Genomic DNA, 18,445 nt, shown 5'->3' with positions numbered 1-18,445 from the left:
AATGTGTGCAAGATGAACTGCTTGTCCTGAGTAGTTAATAGTCTCCAGCTTCCTGCTTTTATTTTCATTTAGTATCATCCTTTCCTATTGGAAGTTTGTTTTCATATACTACTTATACCGCATTCGGACAAATAAGAAACAACAAAAATATCAACAAATGCTGACATTTTATTTCCCGAGAAATTTCGGGGAATTTCCTTATTCCAGCATGTTCTGCATTATTTCGTCAAAAAACCGACTAAAGGGCGCTTTAGTCGGTTTTTGCTGTAGACATTTTCAGGGGGGCGTTTAGAAGGAGGATGTTAATTTTTGATAGCTCCAATTAATATTTTCTACTATATATAGAAAAAAACGACTGAAGACAGCTTCAGTCGTTTAGCCATTCTATTATTAATGCAGCGACTTTTTCGCTGGACTGTCCTGTGGAATATTCGTTCCAGCGTTTATGGAATGTATCTATGCGATTTAAGTCATACTCATTTTTTGTCAGGATGTCTGCGAGCTCTGCTGTCGTATAGGCGACAGGACCTGGTACGAGTTTGTTATAGTCTGTCCAAAAACCTCTGTCCTTTGCATATTCTTCGAGATCATATGGGAAGAATATCATTGGTCTTCTCAAGAAAGAGTACTCGAATGGGATAGAAGAGTAATCCGTAATGAGCAGGTCGGTAATGAGAAGCAGTTCATTAATATAAGGATATTCTGAAACATCATAGACAGCAGCATCCATTTCAGGCAAGTGTGCCTTTTCTTTAATAGATGGGTGAAGTCTAATTAAGATGACAGTGTCCTCACCAAGCCTGTTTTTCAATTGCTTTATGTCGAGGTTTGAATTTGTAATGCCGTTATTTTCGCCTCTGAAGGTTGGAGCATATAATAGAATTCTTTTATTTTCAAACTGAGGGTACTCGCTATATATTTTTGTTATTGTTTCCTTTTTGCGTGTTTCGTCAAAAAAGATATCTGTGCGAGGTATTCCGGTATGCATTATTTGCCGTTCTTGAATTGAGAATGCTTCATGAAAAATATGATCCATCTCATGTGAGCCGGTAATTACATATTGAAACTGGCTGTATACATCCTTAAATCGCTGATTAGCTTTGCTTGTCCGATTTTGAATACTCGAATCCTTCAATCCGAAGGTTTTGATGGCACCGGCAGCATGCCAAATTTGAAGCACCTTAACATTTGGCTTGAATGTAATGCTTGAGAGGAAGCCGAAATAATTATCAAGAATAACTACTTTTGCTGTCGCAAGATGCCGAATTCCTGCCAAAAAGGCTTTAGGCTTTCGTGGTGTAAATTCAAGCACTTGACCAATTTGTTTTTCCTCGAGCATTTCTTTCGTTTGTGCTGTTGCTGCCAGAAAAATACAGCGTTTGTCGTCAGCAGTTTTCTTAAGTTCTTCATATATATGCATGCTGTTTTCAGGGAAAGACACACAAAAAACTATTTTCTTTTGTTGCGGGAATAGGCTGCTAATCCGAAACAACAAAGAAAATAGCGTTAAATACAAGGAAATCGCAAATTCCCTTACCATATTACTTTACCTTGAATAGGTCCTTCTTGATTTTAGAAGTAGAGATACCGACAGTTCTAGGCAGGTAAACAACTTCGCAATAATCTTTCAAGAAGTCGAATTTCCCTTCCCAGTCATCACCCATTACGAATACATCGATGTTATGGTCAACAACGTCTCTAACCTTTTGATCCCAATCATGTTCAGGGATAACTTCATCCACATAACGGATTGCTTCCAAAATCATTTTTCTGTTTTCATAGCTATGGTATGCTTTTTTATCTTTAATTGCATTAAATTCATCGCTGGACAGGGCAACTGTTAAATGATCCCCAAGTTCTTTTGCTCTTTTCAAAATATTAATATGACCCCAGTGCAATAAATCGAAGGTGCCATAAGTGATTACTTTTTTCATTTGTATCCTCCTAAATGTGAAGTTCCTTGTGCTTCTTATAATAACGGCTAGTCATTCTGTTATTTTATTTAGCAGTGTTAGTCAATGTGCATGGATTTTTGTCCAAGCGTTTTCTCATAATTACCTTAAATTTATGATTTATTGTTTCCCAATTACCTTATTTTAAAACCTTTCCCCCATTATGACAAGTATTTCTATATTAATCGCCAGCTGCTTTCATAAAATTGAAAAATTGCTGAAAAAAATGTCATCTAAACATATTTTCTGTCAAACAGTGTCATAAAGGCAAAGGGAAGGAGATAAGCAGCATATGCTTATCTCCTTCTAAGGTTAATTTACTTTTAAATGGTCTTTTAGTTCCGTCTGGATGTTAGTTTTTTCTGCATCATCCACAATTAAATACCAAACGCCGTCAATTGTCTGGCCTGTGCCATTAATCGTTAATTGCTCGATGTTGCCGGCAGCTTGTTTATAATTCTTTTGGATATCTACCATTTCATCAAATGTAAGGTTTGTCTTAATGTTTTTGCTTAACGCAGCAAAGATATCATCGAAGTTAGTAAGCGAGTTTAAACTTGCCCCTTCCTTCAACACTGCTTGGATGATCATGCGCTGTCTCAGCTGGCGTCCGAAGTCTCCGCGAGGGTCTTCATAACGCATACGAGAGAATTTAAGTGCTTTTTCACCGTCAAGGGTAACCTGTCCTTCAGGGAAATGAACACCCTCATACGTGAAATCAAGGTCGTTATTAACAGTAACTCCGCCAACAGAATCTACAATATCTTTAAAACCTTCCATATTGATTTGCATATAATAATCAATTGGGATGTCCAGGAAGTTCTCAACAGTATCCATAGACATGGCAACACCGCCAAATGCATAAGCGTGATTGATTTTATCTGTTGTTCCGTGTCCGACAATTTCTGTCCGTGTATCGCGAGGGATGCTGAGCATTTTTACAGATTTCTTCTCTGGATTAACGGTCATGACAATCATCGTATCTGATCTACCGCTGTCTCCGTCGCGTTCATCGACGCCGAGCATCAATACTGAAAAAGGCTCCTGCTGCTCTAAACTTAACGTTTCTGTTCGTTTTGTTGTTTCCCTGTCAACAGGCTCGTGCATTGAGTTCACGGCATTTGATAGGGAATTATAAACCGTATATACATAAGCACCGATACCTATTAAAAGGATCAGCAGTATAATGCCAGTGATTCGCAGCCACTTTCGTTTCTTCTTTTTAGGTTTTTCCGACCTCATATTGGCTATACCTCCATATCTTGACAAATATTGATAAAACTACTTTTAAGATAGCAGAAATACGCGGGTTTGAATACAAATTTCAACAAATTATTATATTAATATTCGTTTCTGAATCAGCAATTATGCCTAGTAACATAGAAGTACTCCAATCAGATGTATTTGTACATATGTATCAGAACAAACATTTTTCTGTATACTAATTAATAATTGAAACAAAATAGAAACTTTTGCCCTGCTGTAATCGGTGGACAATAAATAGTATTGCATATAAAATAGAGGTAAGATAGGAATAATTTGGAGGTAAATAAATGTCTAAAGTAAGAAAAGCGATAATACCAGCTGCAGGTCTTGGAACTAGATTTTTACCAGCTACAAAAGCGATGCCAAAGGAAATGCTACCAATCGTAGACAAACCGACTATCCAATATATTGTTGAAGAAGCAATTGCTTCTGGAATTGAAGACATCATCATTGTTACTGGAAAAGGGAAAAGAGCGATTGAGGACCATTTTGATAACGCTTGGGAATTAGAAGAAAACCTAGTTGCGAAAGAGAAGTTCGACCTTCTTAAAAAAGTGAAAGAATCATCTAATGTTGATATTCACTATATTCGTCAAAAAGAGCCGAAAGGTTTAGGTCATGCTGTATGGTGTGCGAGAAACTTCATCGGTGATGAACCATTTGCAGTCTTGTTAGGCGATGATATTGTCGATAGTGAATATCCATGTTTAGGTCAGCTTATGTCCCAATATGACCAAACATTATCATCCGTAATCGGTGTTCAAGTTGTTCCTGATTCAGAGACACACCGATATGGTATTGTTGATCCGATTGACGACTCTGGAAGAAGACACCAAGTGAAAAAGTTCGTAGAGAAGCCAAAGCAAGGTACTGCTCCATCTAATTTAGCGATTATTGGCCGCTATATTTTCACTCCGGAAATTTTTCGATTCCTTGAAGAGCAAGAAGTAGGTGCAGGCGGAGAAATCCAGCTGACAGATGCGATCGAAAAGCTTAACCAAATCCAACGAGTGTTCGCTTACGAATTTGAAGGAAATCGTTATGATGTCGGTGAGCAGTTAGGTTTCATTCAGACAACAATCGAGCTTGCTTTAAAACGTGATGATATTAAAGACAAGTTGGAAGTGTACTTAAAAGACTTAGTTGAAAAATTGCAGGATGAGCCTGTAAACAATAAATAAGAAGCTTTATAAAAGAGGGTGAAAACCCTCTTTTTTTTATTGCCAGTATTAGGATTATTTACCTGTGATTTTCATACTAGATGCTATTAACATACACCCTCTTTTCATAGATAATATAAGTATATAAAACTACTAAAATGATGAGGTGTATGATTATAGAAAAGTTACTAGGCAAGAAGACTTATGTTTTGTTGTTTTTTTCTATTGTTGGTCTTTGGTTTATTTGCCCTGAACAAAAAAAGGCAGCAGAAGCAGCCTGGTCAGGGAATTTCTATAATAATTCCAGCCTGTCAGGAGAAGGCATAGCTGCACAGTTTCAAAATCTTCATCTGAACTGGGGCTATGATAAGCCGATGACTGGTGTTGGGACGAATAATTTTTCCGCATCATTTACACAGACCATTAATGTCCAAGATAGTCAGAAGGATTATTTTCTGCAAGCATTTGCTGATGATGGTGTCAGGATGTATCTGGATAATAAATTATATATAGATGGTTGGAGCACCTCTGGCCAAACCTTTTCTACACCTATGAAAAATATGACAGCAGGAGCCCATAATGTAACTGCAGAGTATGTGGAGGCAGGAGGAAAGTCTATCCTGTTTGCTGATGTGCTGCCTTTTGACAGTTGGGTCGGCTATTTCTACAATAATACAACTAAAAAAGGTGCACCTGAAGATGCCTTTCATTTCACATCTTCAGAGTCAGACCTCGCATTTAATTATGGCTATAATGCACCAGGTGCAAAAAATATTGGTGCAAATAATTTTTCGATGAAGCTGTACACCTATAAAAACCTTGCCGCAGGGCAGTATGTGATCAGCACAAAATCTGATGATGAAATCCAAGTTTTTATAGATAATAAAAAAATCCTTGAAAAGAAAAGTCCGGGAGAAGAAAAAATCCTAATTAATGTGGCTGATTCTGCCCAAGGAAGCGCGCATGCAATCAGAATTGAATATGTGGAAAAAACGGGCAAAAGCTATTTAGATTTCTCCATTAAACCTGTTAAGGAAGAGTTAACTGCCAACTCGTGGTTAGGTGCCTATTTTAACGGAACAACTGCAGCTGGAACAGGAAATGTGTATGGAGGAATCAGCAATGTGTTTTTCAACTGGAAAACTAATGCTCCAAACTCGAAAACTAGTAAAGATAATTTTTCTGCTTCTTATTATAAGCTGCTGAATGCAGGTAATTACTTTGTTCATACAATTGCAGACGATGGCATTAGTGCAGCAGTCAATGGACAGTCTTTATTCAATCGCTGGACTTCATCTTCAGGTAAAGAGAATAAAGCAGCAATAACAAATCTGCAATCATCTAATAATGTTTTGCAAATTAATTATTTGGAAAAAACAAGCAATGCTTTTGTGAGTGCAGATGCCCTTCCGTTTGGACAGTGGCTTGGTTATTATTATGCAAACACTGGATTAAAAGGAGTGCCTGCGAACAAGAAAAGTATAAAGGGAGACGGAAATGGTGCTTTCAGCTTTGATGTTGGCACTGGAAGTCCTGCATCCGGCGTTCCAGCTGACAATTATACAGCACAGTTCATTACTGCGATGAAGCTGTCAGCAGGAGATTATGTTATTCGTGCAATGGCAGATGACGGAATCCGTGTTTATGTAGATGATAAGCTGGTGTTAGACAAGTGGGGCAGCAGCTCAGCAGAAAATGCAATGAAAATCAGCATTAGTGATCTGGAAGTATCAGATGCCGCTAAAAGGGATGTTCATTGGATTAAAGTTCAATACTTGGAGAAAAGCGGGAAGTCAAAGCTAAGCTTTGATATCAAACCATTGGAGCAAACTGTTACTTCAAGTGATTGGCTGAATATATTTTATCCAACAAAGAGTCTATCTGGAAATGGTATAGTTGTCGGCGGAAAGAATGCAAAGCAAACGGTCAAGCTTATTCAATATAAATGGAATAAGAGTGCGCCACTTGCTGGAATTCCCGCAGATGGTTTTTCTGCATCCTTCCTGAAAAAAATCACAGGAAATCAGGATTATTTTGTTTCAACGTTTGCAGATGACGGCATTCGTGTCAAAGTAGACAATCAAGCTATTATCGACCGCTGGAAAAATTCAGGCGGCGTGTATAATAACGGATTGATCACAGGTTTAAGCTCTGGCGATCATCTAATCCAGACAGATTACTATGATAATGGCAGCAGTGCCTATGCTTTTGCAGATGTACAGCCATTAGGCAACTGGATTGCGTACTATTATAATAATATGACATTGGCAGGAGCTCCGGTGAATTCAAAGGTTGTAAATAACAGCAACAGTTTAGCACTTACCCAAGATTTTGGAATAAATGCACCTGCATCAACAGTGAAAGCAGATGGCTTCTCAGCAAAGTATGTGACAGCAAAACGAATCGAAGCAGGAGAATATATCATCCGCGGGCTGTCTGATGATGGGGTTCAGATTTTTGTTGATGGTCAATTAGTCATTGATCAGTGGAGTAACGGATCTTACCGTGAGAAGGCTACAAAAGTTAAGATTGCCGATACGAAGGACGGCAATATCCACTGGATTGAGGTGCGGTATTACGACAATAAGAGTGCTGCGAAATTCCAGCTATCCTTTGTGCCGTACTCAGAAGATAATTTAGTTCATGATTCTGGCTGGTATGCAGAGTATTATCCGAAGATTATCGGTGAGGATGAGATTCCTGTCTATACATTGACAGACAGTGTAAAACCAGTCATTGTCGGGGGCAAGGATTCAATTGCAAAGGTAACAGATGTTTACTTTGACTGGGGTTCAGGATCGCCATCCGGCTTGAGTGCAGATAAGTTTTCGGCTGTTTACAGGAAAAATATTTATATTGAAGAAGACGGTTTATATAATTTCACAATCCTTGCTGATGATGGTGTCATCTTAGAGATAGATGGTGAAAAAGTAATAGATTCATGGCAAAGCAGTGCTGGCAAGCGGGAAGTTTCGGGCTACAGCCTTGCAAAGGGTGAGCATAAATTTGTTCTTAAATATTACGAGAACACTGGAAATGCCTCAGTGAAGTTTGAAATGAAGAAAGCAAAAGCTGTATTTACAGCATATGACTATTTATCTTATTCATTAGATGATGCGGTTACAATTCAGGCGAGCAAATATGCTCAAACAGATAAAAAGTATAAAGCATATATGAGAGAAGATGCGTTCTCTTATATTAGCAGCTATAGTAATTACGGACTTATTACAAGCGGCAGCTGGAATGTCCGAGGAGGTCCAAGCCTGACTGATTGGGTAATCGGCAAATTTACAACTGGTGATAAAGTGACTATTTTGTCAAAGGTAGCGGACGATTCCGGGATGGACTGGTATGAAGTAGATTTCTATAAATATTATGATGAAACTGCTGCAGCCACATCTGATGTGCCTGCACAATATAGGGTGTCCTATCACACATGGGTCAACGCAGGCCCTGTGGACATTAAATACTATTTAAATCCAGAGAACTTTATGAATGATGAAAAGCAGAAGCTTCAATTCCTGAAGCTGTCTGAAAGTGCGAACTTAAATGAGACCGAAGTAAACGAAAAAATTCTGAATGGCAAAGGAATTTTCGTCGGAAAGGCGAGTTCCTTCATAGATGCTGGCAAGCAGTATGGAATCAATGAAATATATTTGATTTCTCATGCTATGCTTGAAACAGGAAACGGAACCTCTGAGCTTGCTACAGGCGTAACCGTTTCGAGCGTGGACGGCAAAGCAGTAACACCAAAAACTGTTTATAATATGTATGGAATCGCAGCATACGATGATTCACCGACTAAGAGCGGATCAGAATATGCTTACAAACAAGGCTGGACAACGCCGGAAAAAGCAATCGTCGGCGGAGCAGAGTTTATCGGCAAAAATTATATAAATAATGCCACATACAAACAAGACACGCTCTATAAGATGAGATGGAATTCCGACAATCCAGGAGTTCACCAATATGCTACAGATGTAGGCTGGGCAAGCAAACAAGTAAATAGAATGAAATTATTATATGATTTGCTTGATTCCTACGAGATGTATTTTGAAGTTCCGATCTATAAATGATAAAGATGCCAGCACTATAATAACAGTGCTGGTTCCTTTTAAATATATGAGATTGTAAATTTTGCTGGTAACACTCATTGTTTATAGGCTTAAACTATTAACTGATTTTGCTTAATGGTATCCATAAAAAGTTTTAACTATATAGTGTAAAAATTACCAAAAGTGTATTTATTCTATGAAAATAAGAAATTATACCTATTGTTTCGCCTCTAAAGGTCTTAACAAATGTCGAATTATCATAGATAATGTAATTATATGAAACTAATAAAAAGAGGTGTATGACGATAGAAAGTGTATTTTTTAGAAAAAGGTTTCTTCCTTTATTTTTGTTTTTGGTCTTAGGATTATTATTAATAAATCCTGAGCAGAAGGAGGCAGAGGGAACCGATTGGTCGGGGAATTTTTATAATAATAAGACAATGGCTGGTAATCCGATTGTTTCCAATACTGCTAACCTGCGTTTCAATTGGAAAAAGACCAGCCCAGTGAATGGAATAGGGGTTAACGATTTTTCTGCGAAGTTTGAAAAAAATATAACAGTATCAAATAACAATCGAAATTACTTTCTCCACGCTTATGCAGATGATGGAATCAGGATGTATCTTGATAATAATCTGTATATTGACAACTGGAATCAATCATCAGGACAATATCTATCAAAAGTAATAACAAACTTGCAAAGTGGAACACATCTTGCTAGAACAGAGTATTATGAAGGTGGAGGCAACGCTGTTCTTTTTGCCGATGCGATACCTTTTAATACCTGGATTGGCTATTTTTATAATAATAAAGAACGGAAAGGTAGCCCGGAGGATGCATTCATTTTTTCTCCAACGGGAGGTAAAGACCTGTCCTTTAATTATGGCACTAACAAGCCTAATGCAAAAAATATTGGGAAAGATAACTTCTCTATAAAGCTATTTACCTATAAAGACCTTCCAGCTGGACAATACATTATTAGTATGGGTTCAGATGATGGTGCTGAACTTTACATAGATGACAAGAAAGTCTTGAATAAGACAAAAATAGGAGAAGATAAAATTCTTGTCAATATCTCAGACGGTGCTCAAGGACGTGTTCACAGTTTCCGAATTGAATATGTTGAAAAAACGGGAAAGAGCTACTTAGACTTTTCTATTAAACCATTTAAGGGAGAGCTTTCAACAGGTAACTGGTTGAGTGCTTATTATAACAGTACTAATTTAACTGGAACTGGGAATATATTTGGTGGAAACAGCAGCTCAACAAAAATAAACAATATCTTCTATAATTGGGGAACTGCAGCACCAAATGCTAAGACGAACAGCAATAACTTCTCAGCTTCCTACTATAAGCTTTTAGAAAAAGGGAATTACTTTGTACACACAATTGCGGATGATGGCATTAGTGCATCAGTGAATGGACAGTCCTTGTTTAACCGCTGGTCCTCTTCGTCAGGGAAGGAAAGTAAAGCGGTGGTTACTGGTCTGCAGTCTGCAGAAAATATATTGCAAGTTAATTACCTTGAAAAATCAGGCAAGGCATTTGTAAGTGCTGATGCGCTGCCTTTCGGCCAGTGGATTGGCTACTATTATGCTAATAATAATTTAAAGGGATATCCGGTAAACAAGCAGATAATTAAAGGTAACCAAAATGGTGCATTTAGTTTTGATGTAGGATATAATGCCCCAATTTCAGGTGTTCCAAAGAATAATTATTCTGCTCAATTTATCACTGCAATGAAATTGACTGCAGGGGAATATATGATTAATTCCATTGCAGATGATGGAATAAGGGTTTATATTGATGATAAGTTAGTATTGGATAGATGGGGAAGCGGCAATTCTTCAAAGGATACAGTTAAATTCAATATTAGTGATCTTAATAATGTCTCTGATGCATCTGAAAAGGATGTACATTGGATTAAGGTTCAGTATTTGGAGAAAGGCGGCAAATCAAAACTGAACTTTGATATAAAATCATTAAGCCAATCATTAACGACAAACAGCTGGCTGAATATCTTCTATCCAAATAAGAACGTATCTGGCAGTGGAAAAGTTAAAGGAACAACAAGTACCGTTCAAAATGTTTGGAAGAAAAATGCCCCAATGGCAGGGATTCCGGCAAACGGATTCTCCGCTTCTTTCTTGAAGAAAATTGCGGGCAATAAGGATTATTTTGTTTCAACATACGCAGATGACGGTATTCGTGTAAAGGTTGATGGAAATACAATTATAAATCGTTGGAAGAATTCCAGCGGCTCTTATGATAAAGGATTAATCACAAACTTAAATGCAAACCAGCACATTATTCAGGCAGATTACTATGATAACAGCAGCAATGCTTATGTATTTGCAGATGTACAGCCATTAGGAAATTGGATTGCCTACTATTATAATAATAAAAATCTTTCAGGTGTCCCTGTTACAGCTAAAGCTGTTAATAATTCAAACAGCATGACATTAACTCAGGATTTCGGGAAGAATGCTCCCGCCTCAGGTGTTAATAAAGATGGATTCTCAGCAAGGTATATCACTGCTAAAAGATTGGATGCAGGAGAGTATGTGATTCGCGGACTATCAGATGATGGTGTCAGGGTCTATATAGATGGGCAATTAGTGATTGACCAATGGCAAAATGGAAGTTATAGAGAAAAGGCAACTAAGGTTTCAATTCCTAATACTAAAAACGGAAATATCCATTGGATTGAAGTGAGGTATTATGATAACAAAAGCACGGCTAAGTTCCAATTTTCACTTGTTCCATATAAAGATGGGAGTTTAGTGGATAGTTCAGGTTGGTATGCTGAATATTATCCAAGAATTATTGGTGCAAATGAAAATCCTACTGCTGCCCTTACCGACAAGGAAAAACCAGTTATAATCGGCGGGGAAAATTCACTTAATAAAATTACAGATATTAACTTTAACTGGAAAAAGGGCACACCTGATCAAGCATTAGGAACGGATAAATTCTCAGCCATTTATAAAAAGACTATTAATATCTCTGAAAACACCAACTATAATTTCACTGTAACTGCAGATGATGGTGTTGTGTTAGAGATTGATGGTGAAAAAGTGATAGATTCATGGAAAAGCAGTTCAGGAGGCAAAAGAGAAGTTATAGGCCATTATCTGCCTAAAGGAAATCATACTTTTGTCTTAAAGTATTATGAAAATACAGGAAATGCTTCCATTAAATTCGAGATGAAAAAATCAAAGGCGGTCTTCACGACGTATAATTATTTGCCTTACTCTTTAAATGATACAGTAAACAAGCAAGTAAGTTTAAAGGCACAAACAGACAAAAAATATAAGGCGTACATAAGGGAAGATTACTTTTCTTATATAAGCAGTTATAGTAATTACGGGCTGATTGCTAATAATAAAACGAATGTACGAGGAGGAACTAGTGTCAATGACTGGGTGATTGGGACATTCTCCAAAGGTGACAAGGTCACTATACTTTCAAAAAAAGCAAAAGACAGCAGTGGCAAGTATTGGTATGAGGTAGATTTCTATAAATATTATGACGAGATAGCTGCGGCAACATCTGAGATGCCAGCAAGGTACAAGTTGGCCTACCACACATGGGTAAACGCTGGTCCATCAGATGTCAAATATTATTTAGATCCAAATAATTTTATAAAAGATGACAAGCAAAAACTGCAATTCTTGCTGTTGTCAACGAGTGCAAGCATAAGTGAAAAAGAAGTGAATGATAAAATTCTGAAGGGTAAAGGAATATTGACTGGAAAAGCTGAATCCTTTGTTGAAGCAGGCAAGAAATATGGTGTCAATGAGATATACTTAATATCCCATGCATTATTAGAAACTGGAAATGGTACATCAAAACTAGCGACAGGAGTAAAGGTATCTAATGTTGACGGAAAAGCAGTGACACCAAAAACAGTTTACAATATGTATGGAATTGGAGCATATGACTCATCTGCGCTTAAGAGTGGATCTGAACATGCGTATAAGAAAGGTTGGACCACCCCAGAAAAAGCAATTATCGGAGGAGCAGAGTTCATAGGCAAAAACTATATCAACAACTCAACATACAAACAGGATACTCTTTATAAAATGAGATGGAACACTAGCAAACCTGGTACCCATCAATACGCTACAGATATCGGTTGGGCAAGCAAACAGGTCAGCAGGATGAAATCCCTATATGACATGCTTGATTCTTATCGCATGTACCTTGAAATACCAAGATACAAATAAAAAACTTAGTAAAATCCAGCTCAAAGTTTATTGTGCTGGATTTTCACTTTTTAATCATAAGGAAGTTTGTAAATATGCTTAAACTCTAACCTTGTTGTAAAGGACGAGTTCTAAATACGAATTACCTCTAGTATTTTAATTAAGTTTGAAATCCAAACACGTAACCTATATAATGTTTGATAGATTGTAAAGTACCGTTATTATGTACTGAATGTTTGAGAGGAGTATCATTGAATGAGTGAATCGGGATTTGTCCATAAGCAGGCAAACAAGGTTGTTATTGATAACGATAAACTATATATAAAGTTTTGTTTTAATCATGAATTGTTAGAGGAAAAACAGTTTAGGCTGGGTCTTATAAAAAGAGGCTCAGAAGTTCTGACAGCAAGTGCTGTACATACTGTTGAGATAAATGAAGAAACTGGAATTTATGAGTCGACTATTAGCTTAACAGAGAACAAGCAGGTAATAAGTGAAGAAGGAACATGGGACCTGTATTTGCTAGTAGAGGATGAAGAGACCCTATCTGAAAAAAAATATCGAATAAAAAGCAATAAAGCAGCCTTAGAGCTTAACTACTTTTTATATGATGATATTGGGACAATGTTTTATGCCTATACAACTAATAAGGGAAATGTTTCTTTTAAAACAGTTGTAAAACGGATAATTGCCAATATAGAAGAAGCACATTTGACAAGTGGCAGTCTTGTACATATTAGCGGTTATGGGTTTATGCCTGCGCAAAATATCCGGACTGAGCCTATCGAAAAAAGGTTGATTATCACAAATAATGTCAATGAAGAGTTGTACACCGTTCCGCTTGCAAATAAACATAGAAATGATTTGCAAGAAATGTATGGTGGAAGCACACATAATTACGAAACAATAGGTTTCGAAGGGGAAATAGATTTAAACCAGTATTTAACTAATGTGGAAGCTATTTATTACCGATTTTACTTAGAGCTTACTTTTGAGGAAAATGGGGAAAAGGTTAAGGTCTTAAGTCCTCGACTCAAGTTTGTGACCTTTAATCCTAAATATAAAAGACAGAGAACCAAACTTGCGTCAATATATGGAAAGAAACGGGTATTGTTGAAATCTACTGCAAAAAAGAATTTTCTGTCTGTAAAAGTAGCTGACTATAATGCTAAACAAGAGTTTAAAGCAAAAGTAAAGGGAAACCTGGTGCGCATAAAAAGAAGCAGCAAAGCAAAGAAACTCTTTAAATTAGCATTTGCTTTACTAGGCATGCTGCCGGCTCAGAAAAAAACTGTTATTTTTGAAAGCTTCTTAGGTAAGCAGTATAGTGACAGTCCAAGGGCTATATACGAATACTTAAAACAAAATCATCCAGAATTCAAGCTGTACTGGAGTGTTGATAAAAGATTTATACAGAACTTTGAAGATCGTGGATTGAATATAGTGCCAAGATTCTCTGTTAAATGGCTGTTTCGAATGTCTCGATCTCAATATTGGGTAAGTAACAGCCGTTTGCCGCTCTGGATTCCAAAGCCTAAAAATACAACCTACTTGCAAACATGGCACGGCACACCACTTAAACGACTTGCTGCAGATATGGAAGAAGTTCATATGCCTGGCACTAATAAAGAAAAGTATAAAAGAAACTTTCTTAAGGAATCTAGCAACTGGGATTATCTTGTTTCACCAAATGCTTATTCCAGTGAAATTTTCGCCAGAGCATTTGAATTTGACCGCAAGATGATTGAATCAGGATATCCTCGTAATGATGCTTTAATTAATGATAACAGAGAAGAAAATATACTTGCTTTAAAAGAGAGATTCGCTTTACCGCTTGATAAAAAAATCGTCCTGTATGCACCGACATGGAGAGATGATCAGTTCTATGGAAAAGGAAAATATAAATTCGACTTAGAACTGGATCTAGACCAATTAAGAGAAGAACTTGGGGATGATTATATTGTCGTGTTAAGGATGCACTATTTAGTGGCAGAGAATTTCGACCTTACGCCATATGTAGGTTTTGCATATGATTTCTCAAACTATGAGGATATTAGGGAATTGTACCTTATTTCTGATTTATTGATAACTGATTATTCTTCCGTTTTCTTTGATTACGGAAACTTAAAAAGACCGATGATTTTTTACGTATACGATATTGAAACATATCGGGACAAGCTGAGAGGATTTTATTTTGACTTTGAGAAAAAAGCGCCTGGTCCGCTGGCTAAAACTACCGATGAAGTGATTCACTATATTAAATTAGCGGAAAAAGAACCTCTTAACGAAAAATTTGAAGAGTTTTACAACACGTTTTGTTATTTGGAGGATGGCGATGCTTCTAAGAGAGTGGTTGAAGAAGTGTTCCTCAAGTAGTTTGTACTGCTAGTGGCACTAGATAAGCCCAGTCAGTTCCAATTTACGGCGTATGAGAGAAGGGTTAGGTAATATGGTTTCGATGTTTAAAGTGTTAAAAGAGCAATATGATAATTTCCATCTAATTACTAGGTTGGCTGCATATGAACTGAAAAGCGCTAACTATAATAACTACTTAGGAAGCCTGTGGGAGCTGTTAAACCCTGCAATCCAAATTTCTATTTATTGGTTCCTTTTCGGTTTTGTTCAGGAAAGGGACCAAGTACAGATTCCGGGAGGGGGAAAATATGATTTCTTTCCATGGATGCTTGCCGGAATAACAATATGGTTTTTCATATATCCGTCAATTACGCATGGTTCCAAATCAATATATTCTAGATTGAGGATGGTATCCCGGATGAATTTTCCGTTAAGTGTGATTCCATCATACGTCATATTATCCAAGCTTTTACCGCAGTTAATGCTTATGCTTGTAACAATCATATTATTTCAATTTATGGGGATACCAATTAGTATCTACTATCTTCAAATTCCTTACTTTTTGGTGGCAACAATTCTATTTTTATTTGCGTTATCATTAGTTACATCTACAATATCAACTATTGTAAGAGATTTTCAAATGTTGATTCAATCATTGATGAGAGTGCTGCTTTTCATTACACCAATTTTATGGCCGTTAAGGAACTTTGGAGAGACTTTTAATTTTATCATGAAGCTTAATCCTTTTTATTATCTAATAGAAGGATTCCGTTATTCCCTTTTAGGTGAAGGGTGGTTCCTTGTCGAACATGCTGGGCTAACATTTTATTTTTGGGTAGTTTTAATAATCCTGCTGTTACTTGGGTCCTATTTGCATGTAAGGTTCCGCAAGCATTTTATAGATTTCTTATAATGGGTGTGATTACATGAATAAATCTGTTGTAGTAAAAAACTTAAGCAAAAGATATAAACTATACAGCAGCAATAAAGAAAAACTGATGGATATGTTCCTTCCCAAAAATTACGGTGAGCCTTTTTATGCACTAAGAAATGTTAGTTTTGAGGCTGACCATGGGGATGTCATCGGATTTGTTGGGGTTAATGGCTCTGGCAAATCCACTTTATCAAATATAATAGCAGGTATTGTTCCTGAAACATCTGGAGAAGTAATCATAGATGGCCAAGCCTCATTAATAGCGGTAGCAGCAGGTTTAAACAATCAGCTGACTGGCAGGGAAAACATTGAATTAAAGTGCTTAATGTTGGGCTTTACTAAGCAAGAAATTAAGGAATTAGAACCTGAAATTATCGAGTTTGCTGAACTTGGAAAGTTTATCGATCAACCTGTAAAATCATATTCTAGTGGGATGAAATCGAGATTAGGATTTGGAATCTCAGTAAATACGAACCCAGATGTTTTAATTATAGATGAAGCTTTATCAGTTGGAGATAAAGCATTCGCCGAAAAATGTCTGGCTAAAATGGATGAATTTAAACAACGAGGAAAAACGATGTTTTTTGTCAGCCACTCAATTGGTCAAATGAAACAGTTTTGCCAGAAAGGTGTATGGCTTGAAAATGGGCAGCTTAGAATGATGGGTGATATTAAGGAAGTAATTCCTGCTTATGAGGAATTCTTAGCCGAATATAAAAAAATGACTCCAGAACAAAAAAAGGCATTTCGGGAACAGGGCTTTAAAGACCAGGGCAATCTGGAATATGCTTAAGTAGATGTTTTTTAGACAAAATATTAGAACCACAATTAACTTATTCTTTTACATTCTAAAAGATAAAATATTTGTGAATTGGAGAAGGTTATTATGAATAAACAAACACCTGTATTCGTATTTAAATCGTTGAACGTAGTTAGAGGGGGACTAACTAAGGCAGTATTGACAAGAGCAAATACACTCATTAAGCATTTTGAAGAAGTTATTTTCTTAACCTTGGCATTTCAGGCTGATTATAAAGAAATTATCGAGGAATTATATAATTCTGGTAAGCTGGACCAACGTGTAAAGGTTCTAAACTTTTTTGATGATGCTACTTCTAATGTAGAAGGAGAATTAAAGGTTGGTCCTGAATCCAGTGAAGTAAAAGAAGAAGGATTTTATGAGTTTATTGATAAGGATCAAGAACTACCGTCATATCGCTATTATAAAAATGGCAAATACGTAAAGTATAAGAGGTTTGATAGTGACGGCAAGCTGCTTTTTGTTGATTATATGAATGAAGCTCGAAACAGGACACAAAGAGATGAGTATGACAAAGAAGGTTTTTTAGTTTGTTCCCAGTTTATGGATTTAAATTCAAACATTCCGAGACTTAAAAGTTATTTTGCAAGAAATGGAGAATCTTATGTATCCGTGTGGATGGATGAGAAAACTAAAAAAGAAGGCAGAACCCTTCTTTACGGAGAACAATATAAAGAATACAGCAGTCTGTATAAATTGTACACTAAGTGGGTGGATGATAAGCTTTTAACAATAACTAACCCTGTAGTGTTTTCTGATTCACGGTTCTCAGATGGATTAGTATTAGATTTGAAGACAAAAGGCATAAAAAAGGTCGCTGTTCTTCATAATAATCACTTTGCAATGCCTTATAACAATAAAGCAGAAATTAAAAAAACATGGGCTACTTTCTTTAAAGGCATAGCAAAATTTGATCGTGTAGTATTCCTTACTCATGATCAAAAAAGTGATGTTAGTGCTGCATACGGTGATTTGCCGTCTTATCGTGTAATTCCTCATGCTGTACCTGAAGCAAAAGAGGAAGAAAGCCAGGTTACATACGACCCCCATTTGGCGGTTTGTTTAGCAAGATTTGAAACACAAAAAAGATTGGATGAAGCAATTAAATCATTCAAGTATGTTGTCAGAAAAATTCCAGATGCAAAATTGCATATATATGGTTTCGGACCACAAAAAACTAAATTAGAAGGCTTAATTGAATCACTTGGTCTGAAGGAAAATGTTAAATTGAAGGCATTTACTTCTAATCCAACCCTTACATATAAGAAGGCAGCATGCTCTATTCTTACTTCAGATTATGAAGGTTTTGGGATGATTATTACAGAAAGTATGGCCGCTGGAACACCTGTTGTCTCATACGATTGTAAGTATGGACCAAAAGACATTATCCGGGATGGAATCGATGGGTATGTAGTACCTCGAGGCAAACAGCGTAAGCTTGCACAAAGGATTATTAAGATCTTTAAAGACCAGGAACATCGGAACATTCTTGCAGGAAAATCATTGGAAGTGAAAGAACGTTTCAGTTATAAAAACTTTGAAAAACAATGGATTGATATCATTAAGGAATAAGTGTTATCTTTAATGTTTTTTATAACTATTTAAGGGGGGATTAGTCTGTATCATACAGACTAATCCCCCCTTTTTCTTTTTGGCTATGATAAAGGTAAAGGTTGATTTAAAATACAAATGGCC

General features: G+C 36.7%; 10 protein-coding genes. 7 read left to right on the top strand and 3 right to left on the bottom strand.

What is annotated here, in order from left to right:
- Positions 1-367: 367 nt before the first annotated feature.
- The 3 genes from M3600_RS04120 to tagU form a co-directional block, all read right to left on the bottom strand.
- Positions 368-1,540: a CDP-glycerol glycerophosphotransferase family protein gene (locus M3600_RS04120; protein WP_251644787.1), complete on the bottom strand. Its 1,173-nt coding sequence runs from the start codon at positions 1,538-1,540 to the stop codon at positions 368-370.
- Position 1,541: 1 nt separating this feature from the next.
- The gene (gene tagD, locus M3600_RS04115) at positions 1,542-1,934 is read right to left on the bottom strand and encodes a glycerol-3-phosphate cytidylyltransferase (protein ID WP_233315687.1); all 393 of its coding nucleotides are present in this window, start codon (positions 1,932-1,934) and stop codon (positions 1,542-1,544) included.
- Between the two features lie 330 nt (positions 1,935-2,264).
- Positions 2,265-3,194: a polyisoprenyl-teichoic acid--peptidoglycan teichoic acid transferase TagU gene (gene tagU / locus M3600_RS04110; RefSeq protein WP_233315686.1), complete on the bottom strand. Its 930-nt coding sequence runs from the start codon at positions 3,192-3,194 to the stop codon at positions 2,265-2,267.
- A 311-nt stretch (positions 3,195-3,505) separates the two neighbouring features.
- Here tagU and galU point away from each other — a divergent pair, with 311 nt between their 5' ends.
- The 7 genes from galU (at position 3,506) to M3600_RS04065 (ending at position 18,322) form a co-directional block, all read left to right on the top strand.
- Complete coding sequence (gene galU, locus M3600_RS04105) at positions 3,506-4,399, top strand: UTP--glucose-1-phosphate uridylyltransferase GalU (protein ID WP_251644786.1); 894 nt, start codon at positions 3,506-3,508, stop codon at positions 4,397-4,399.
- Positions 4,400-4,548: 149 nt separating this feature from the next.
- Complete coding sequence (locus M3600_RS04100) at positions 4,549-8,454, top strand: PA14 domain-containing protein (RefSeq protein ID WP_285854699.1); 3,906 nt, start codon at positions 4,549-4,551, stop codon at positions 8,452-8,454.
- A 278-nt stretch (positions 8,455-8,732) separates the two neighbouring features.
- The gene (locus tag M3600_RS04090) at positions 8,733-12,662 is read left to right on the top strand and encodes a PA14 domain-containing protein (protein ID WP_311315881.1); all 3,930 of its coding nucleotides are present in this window, start codon (positions 8,733-8,735) and stop codon (positions 12,660-12,662) included.
- Positions 12,663-12,896: 234 nt separating this feature from the next.
- Positions 12,897-15,017 carry a CDP-glycerol glycerophosphotransferase family protein gene (locus tag M3600_RS04080; RefSeq protein WP_251644785.1) on the top strand — a complete coding sequence of 707 codons (2,121 nt, stop codon included), beginning with the start codon at positions 12,897-12,899 and terminating at the stop codon, positions 15,015-15,017.
- 73 nt (positions 15,018-15,090) lie between these two features.
- Positions 15,091-15,909, top strand: a complete 819-nt coding sequence (locus tag M3600_RS04075) for an ABC transporter permease (RefSeq protein WP_251644784.1) — start codon at positions 15,091-15,093, stop codon at positions 15,907-15,909.
- Between the two features lie 13 nt (positions 15,910-15,922).
- Positions 15,923-16,723, top strand: coding sequence for a teichoic acids export ABC transporter ATP-binding subunit TagH (gene tagH / locus M3600_RS04070; protein ID WP_251644783.1), 801 nt, complete (start codon positions 15,923-15,925; stop codon positions 16,721-16,723).
- A 93-nt stretch (positions 16,724-16,816) separates the two neighbouring features.
- Complete coding sequence (locus M3600_RS04065; RefSeq protein ID WP_251644782.1) at positions 16,817-18,322, top strand: glycosyltransferase; 1,506 nt, start codon at positions 16,817-16,819, stop codon at positions 18,320-18,322.
- The last annotated feature ends 123 nt before the right edge of the window (positions 18,323-18,445 follow it).

The sequence above is a fragment of the Niallia sp. MER 6 genome (genome assembly GCF_023714395.1).
In the GTDB taxonomy this organism is placed as follows: Bacteria; Bacillota; Bacilli; order Bacillales; family Cytobacillaceae; genus Niallia.
This window is presented reverse-complemented; position numbering and strand designations above follow the sequence as displayed.

Coding starts and splice junctions, on each gene's coding strand:
- M3600_RS04075 (WP_251644784.1), top strand. CDS start 15,091: ATGGTTTCGATGTTTAAAGTGTTAAAAGAGCAATATGATAATTTCCAT.
- tagH (WP_251644783.1), top strand. CDS start 15,923: ATGAATAAATCTGTTGTAGTAAAAAACTTAAGCAAAAGATATAAACTA.
- galU (WP_251644786.1), top strand. CDS start 3,506: ATGTCTAAAGTAAGAAAAGCGATAATACCAGCTGCAGGTCTTGGAACT.
- M3600_RS04100 (WP_285854699.1), top strand. CDS start 4,549: ATGATTATAGAAAAGTTACTAGGCAAGAAGACTTATGTTTTGTTGTTT.
- tagD (WP_233315687.1), bottom strand. CDS start 1,934: ATGAAAAAAGTAATCACTTATGGCACCTTCGATTTATTGCACTGGGGT.
- M3600_RS04090 (WP_311315881.1), top strand. CDS start 8,733: ATGACGATAGAAAGTGTATTTTTTAGAAAAAGGTTTCTTCCTTTATTT.
- M3600_RS04080 (WP_251644785.1), top strand. CDS start 12,897: ATGAGTGAATCGGGATTTGTCCATAAGCAGGCAAACAAGGTTGTTATT.
- tagU (WP_233315686.1), bottom strand. CDS start 3,194: ATGAGGTCGGAAAAACCTAAAAAGAAGAAACGAAAGTGGCTGCGAATC.
- M3600_RS04065 (WP_251644782.1), top strand. CDS start 16,817: ATGAATAAACAAACACCTGTATTCGTATTTAAATCGTTGAACGTAGTT.
- M3600_RS04120 (WP_251644787.1), bottom strand. CDS start 1,540: ATGGTAAGGGAATTTGCGATTTCCTTGTATTTAACGCTATTTTCTTTG.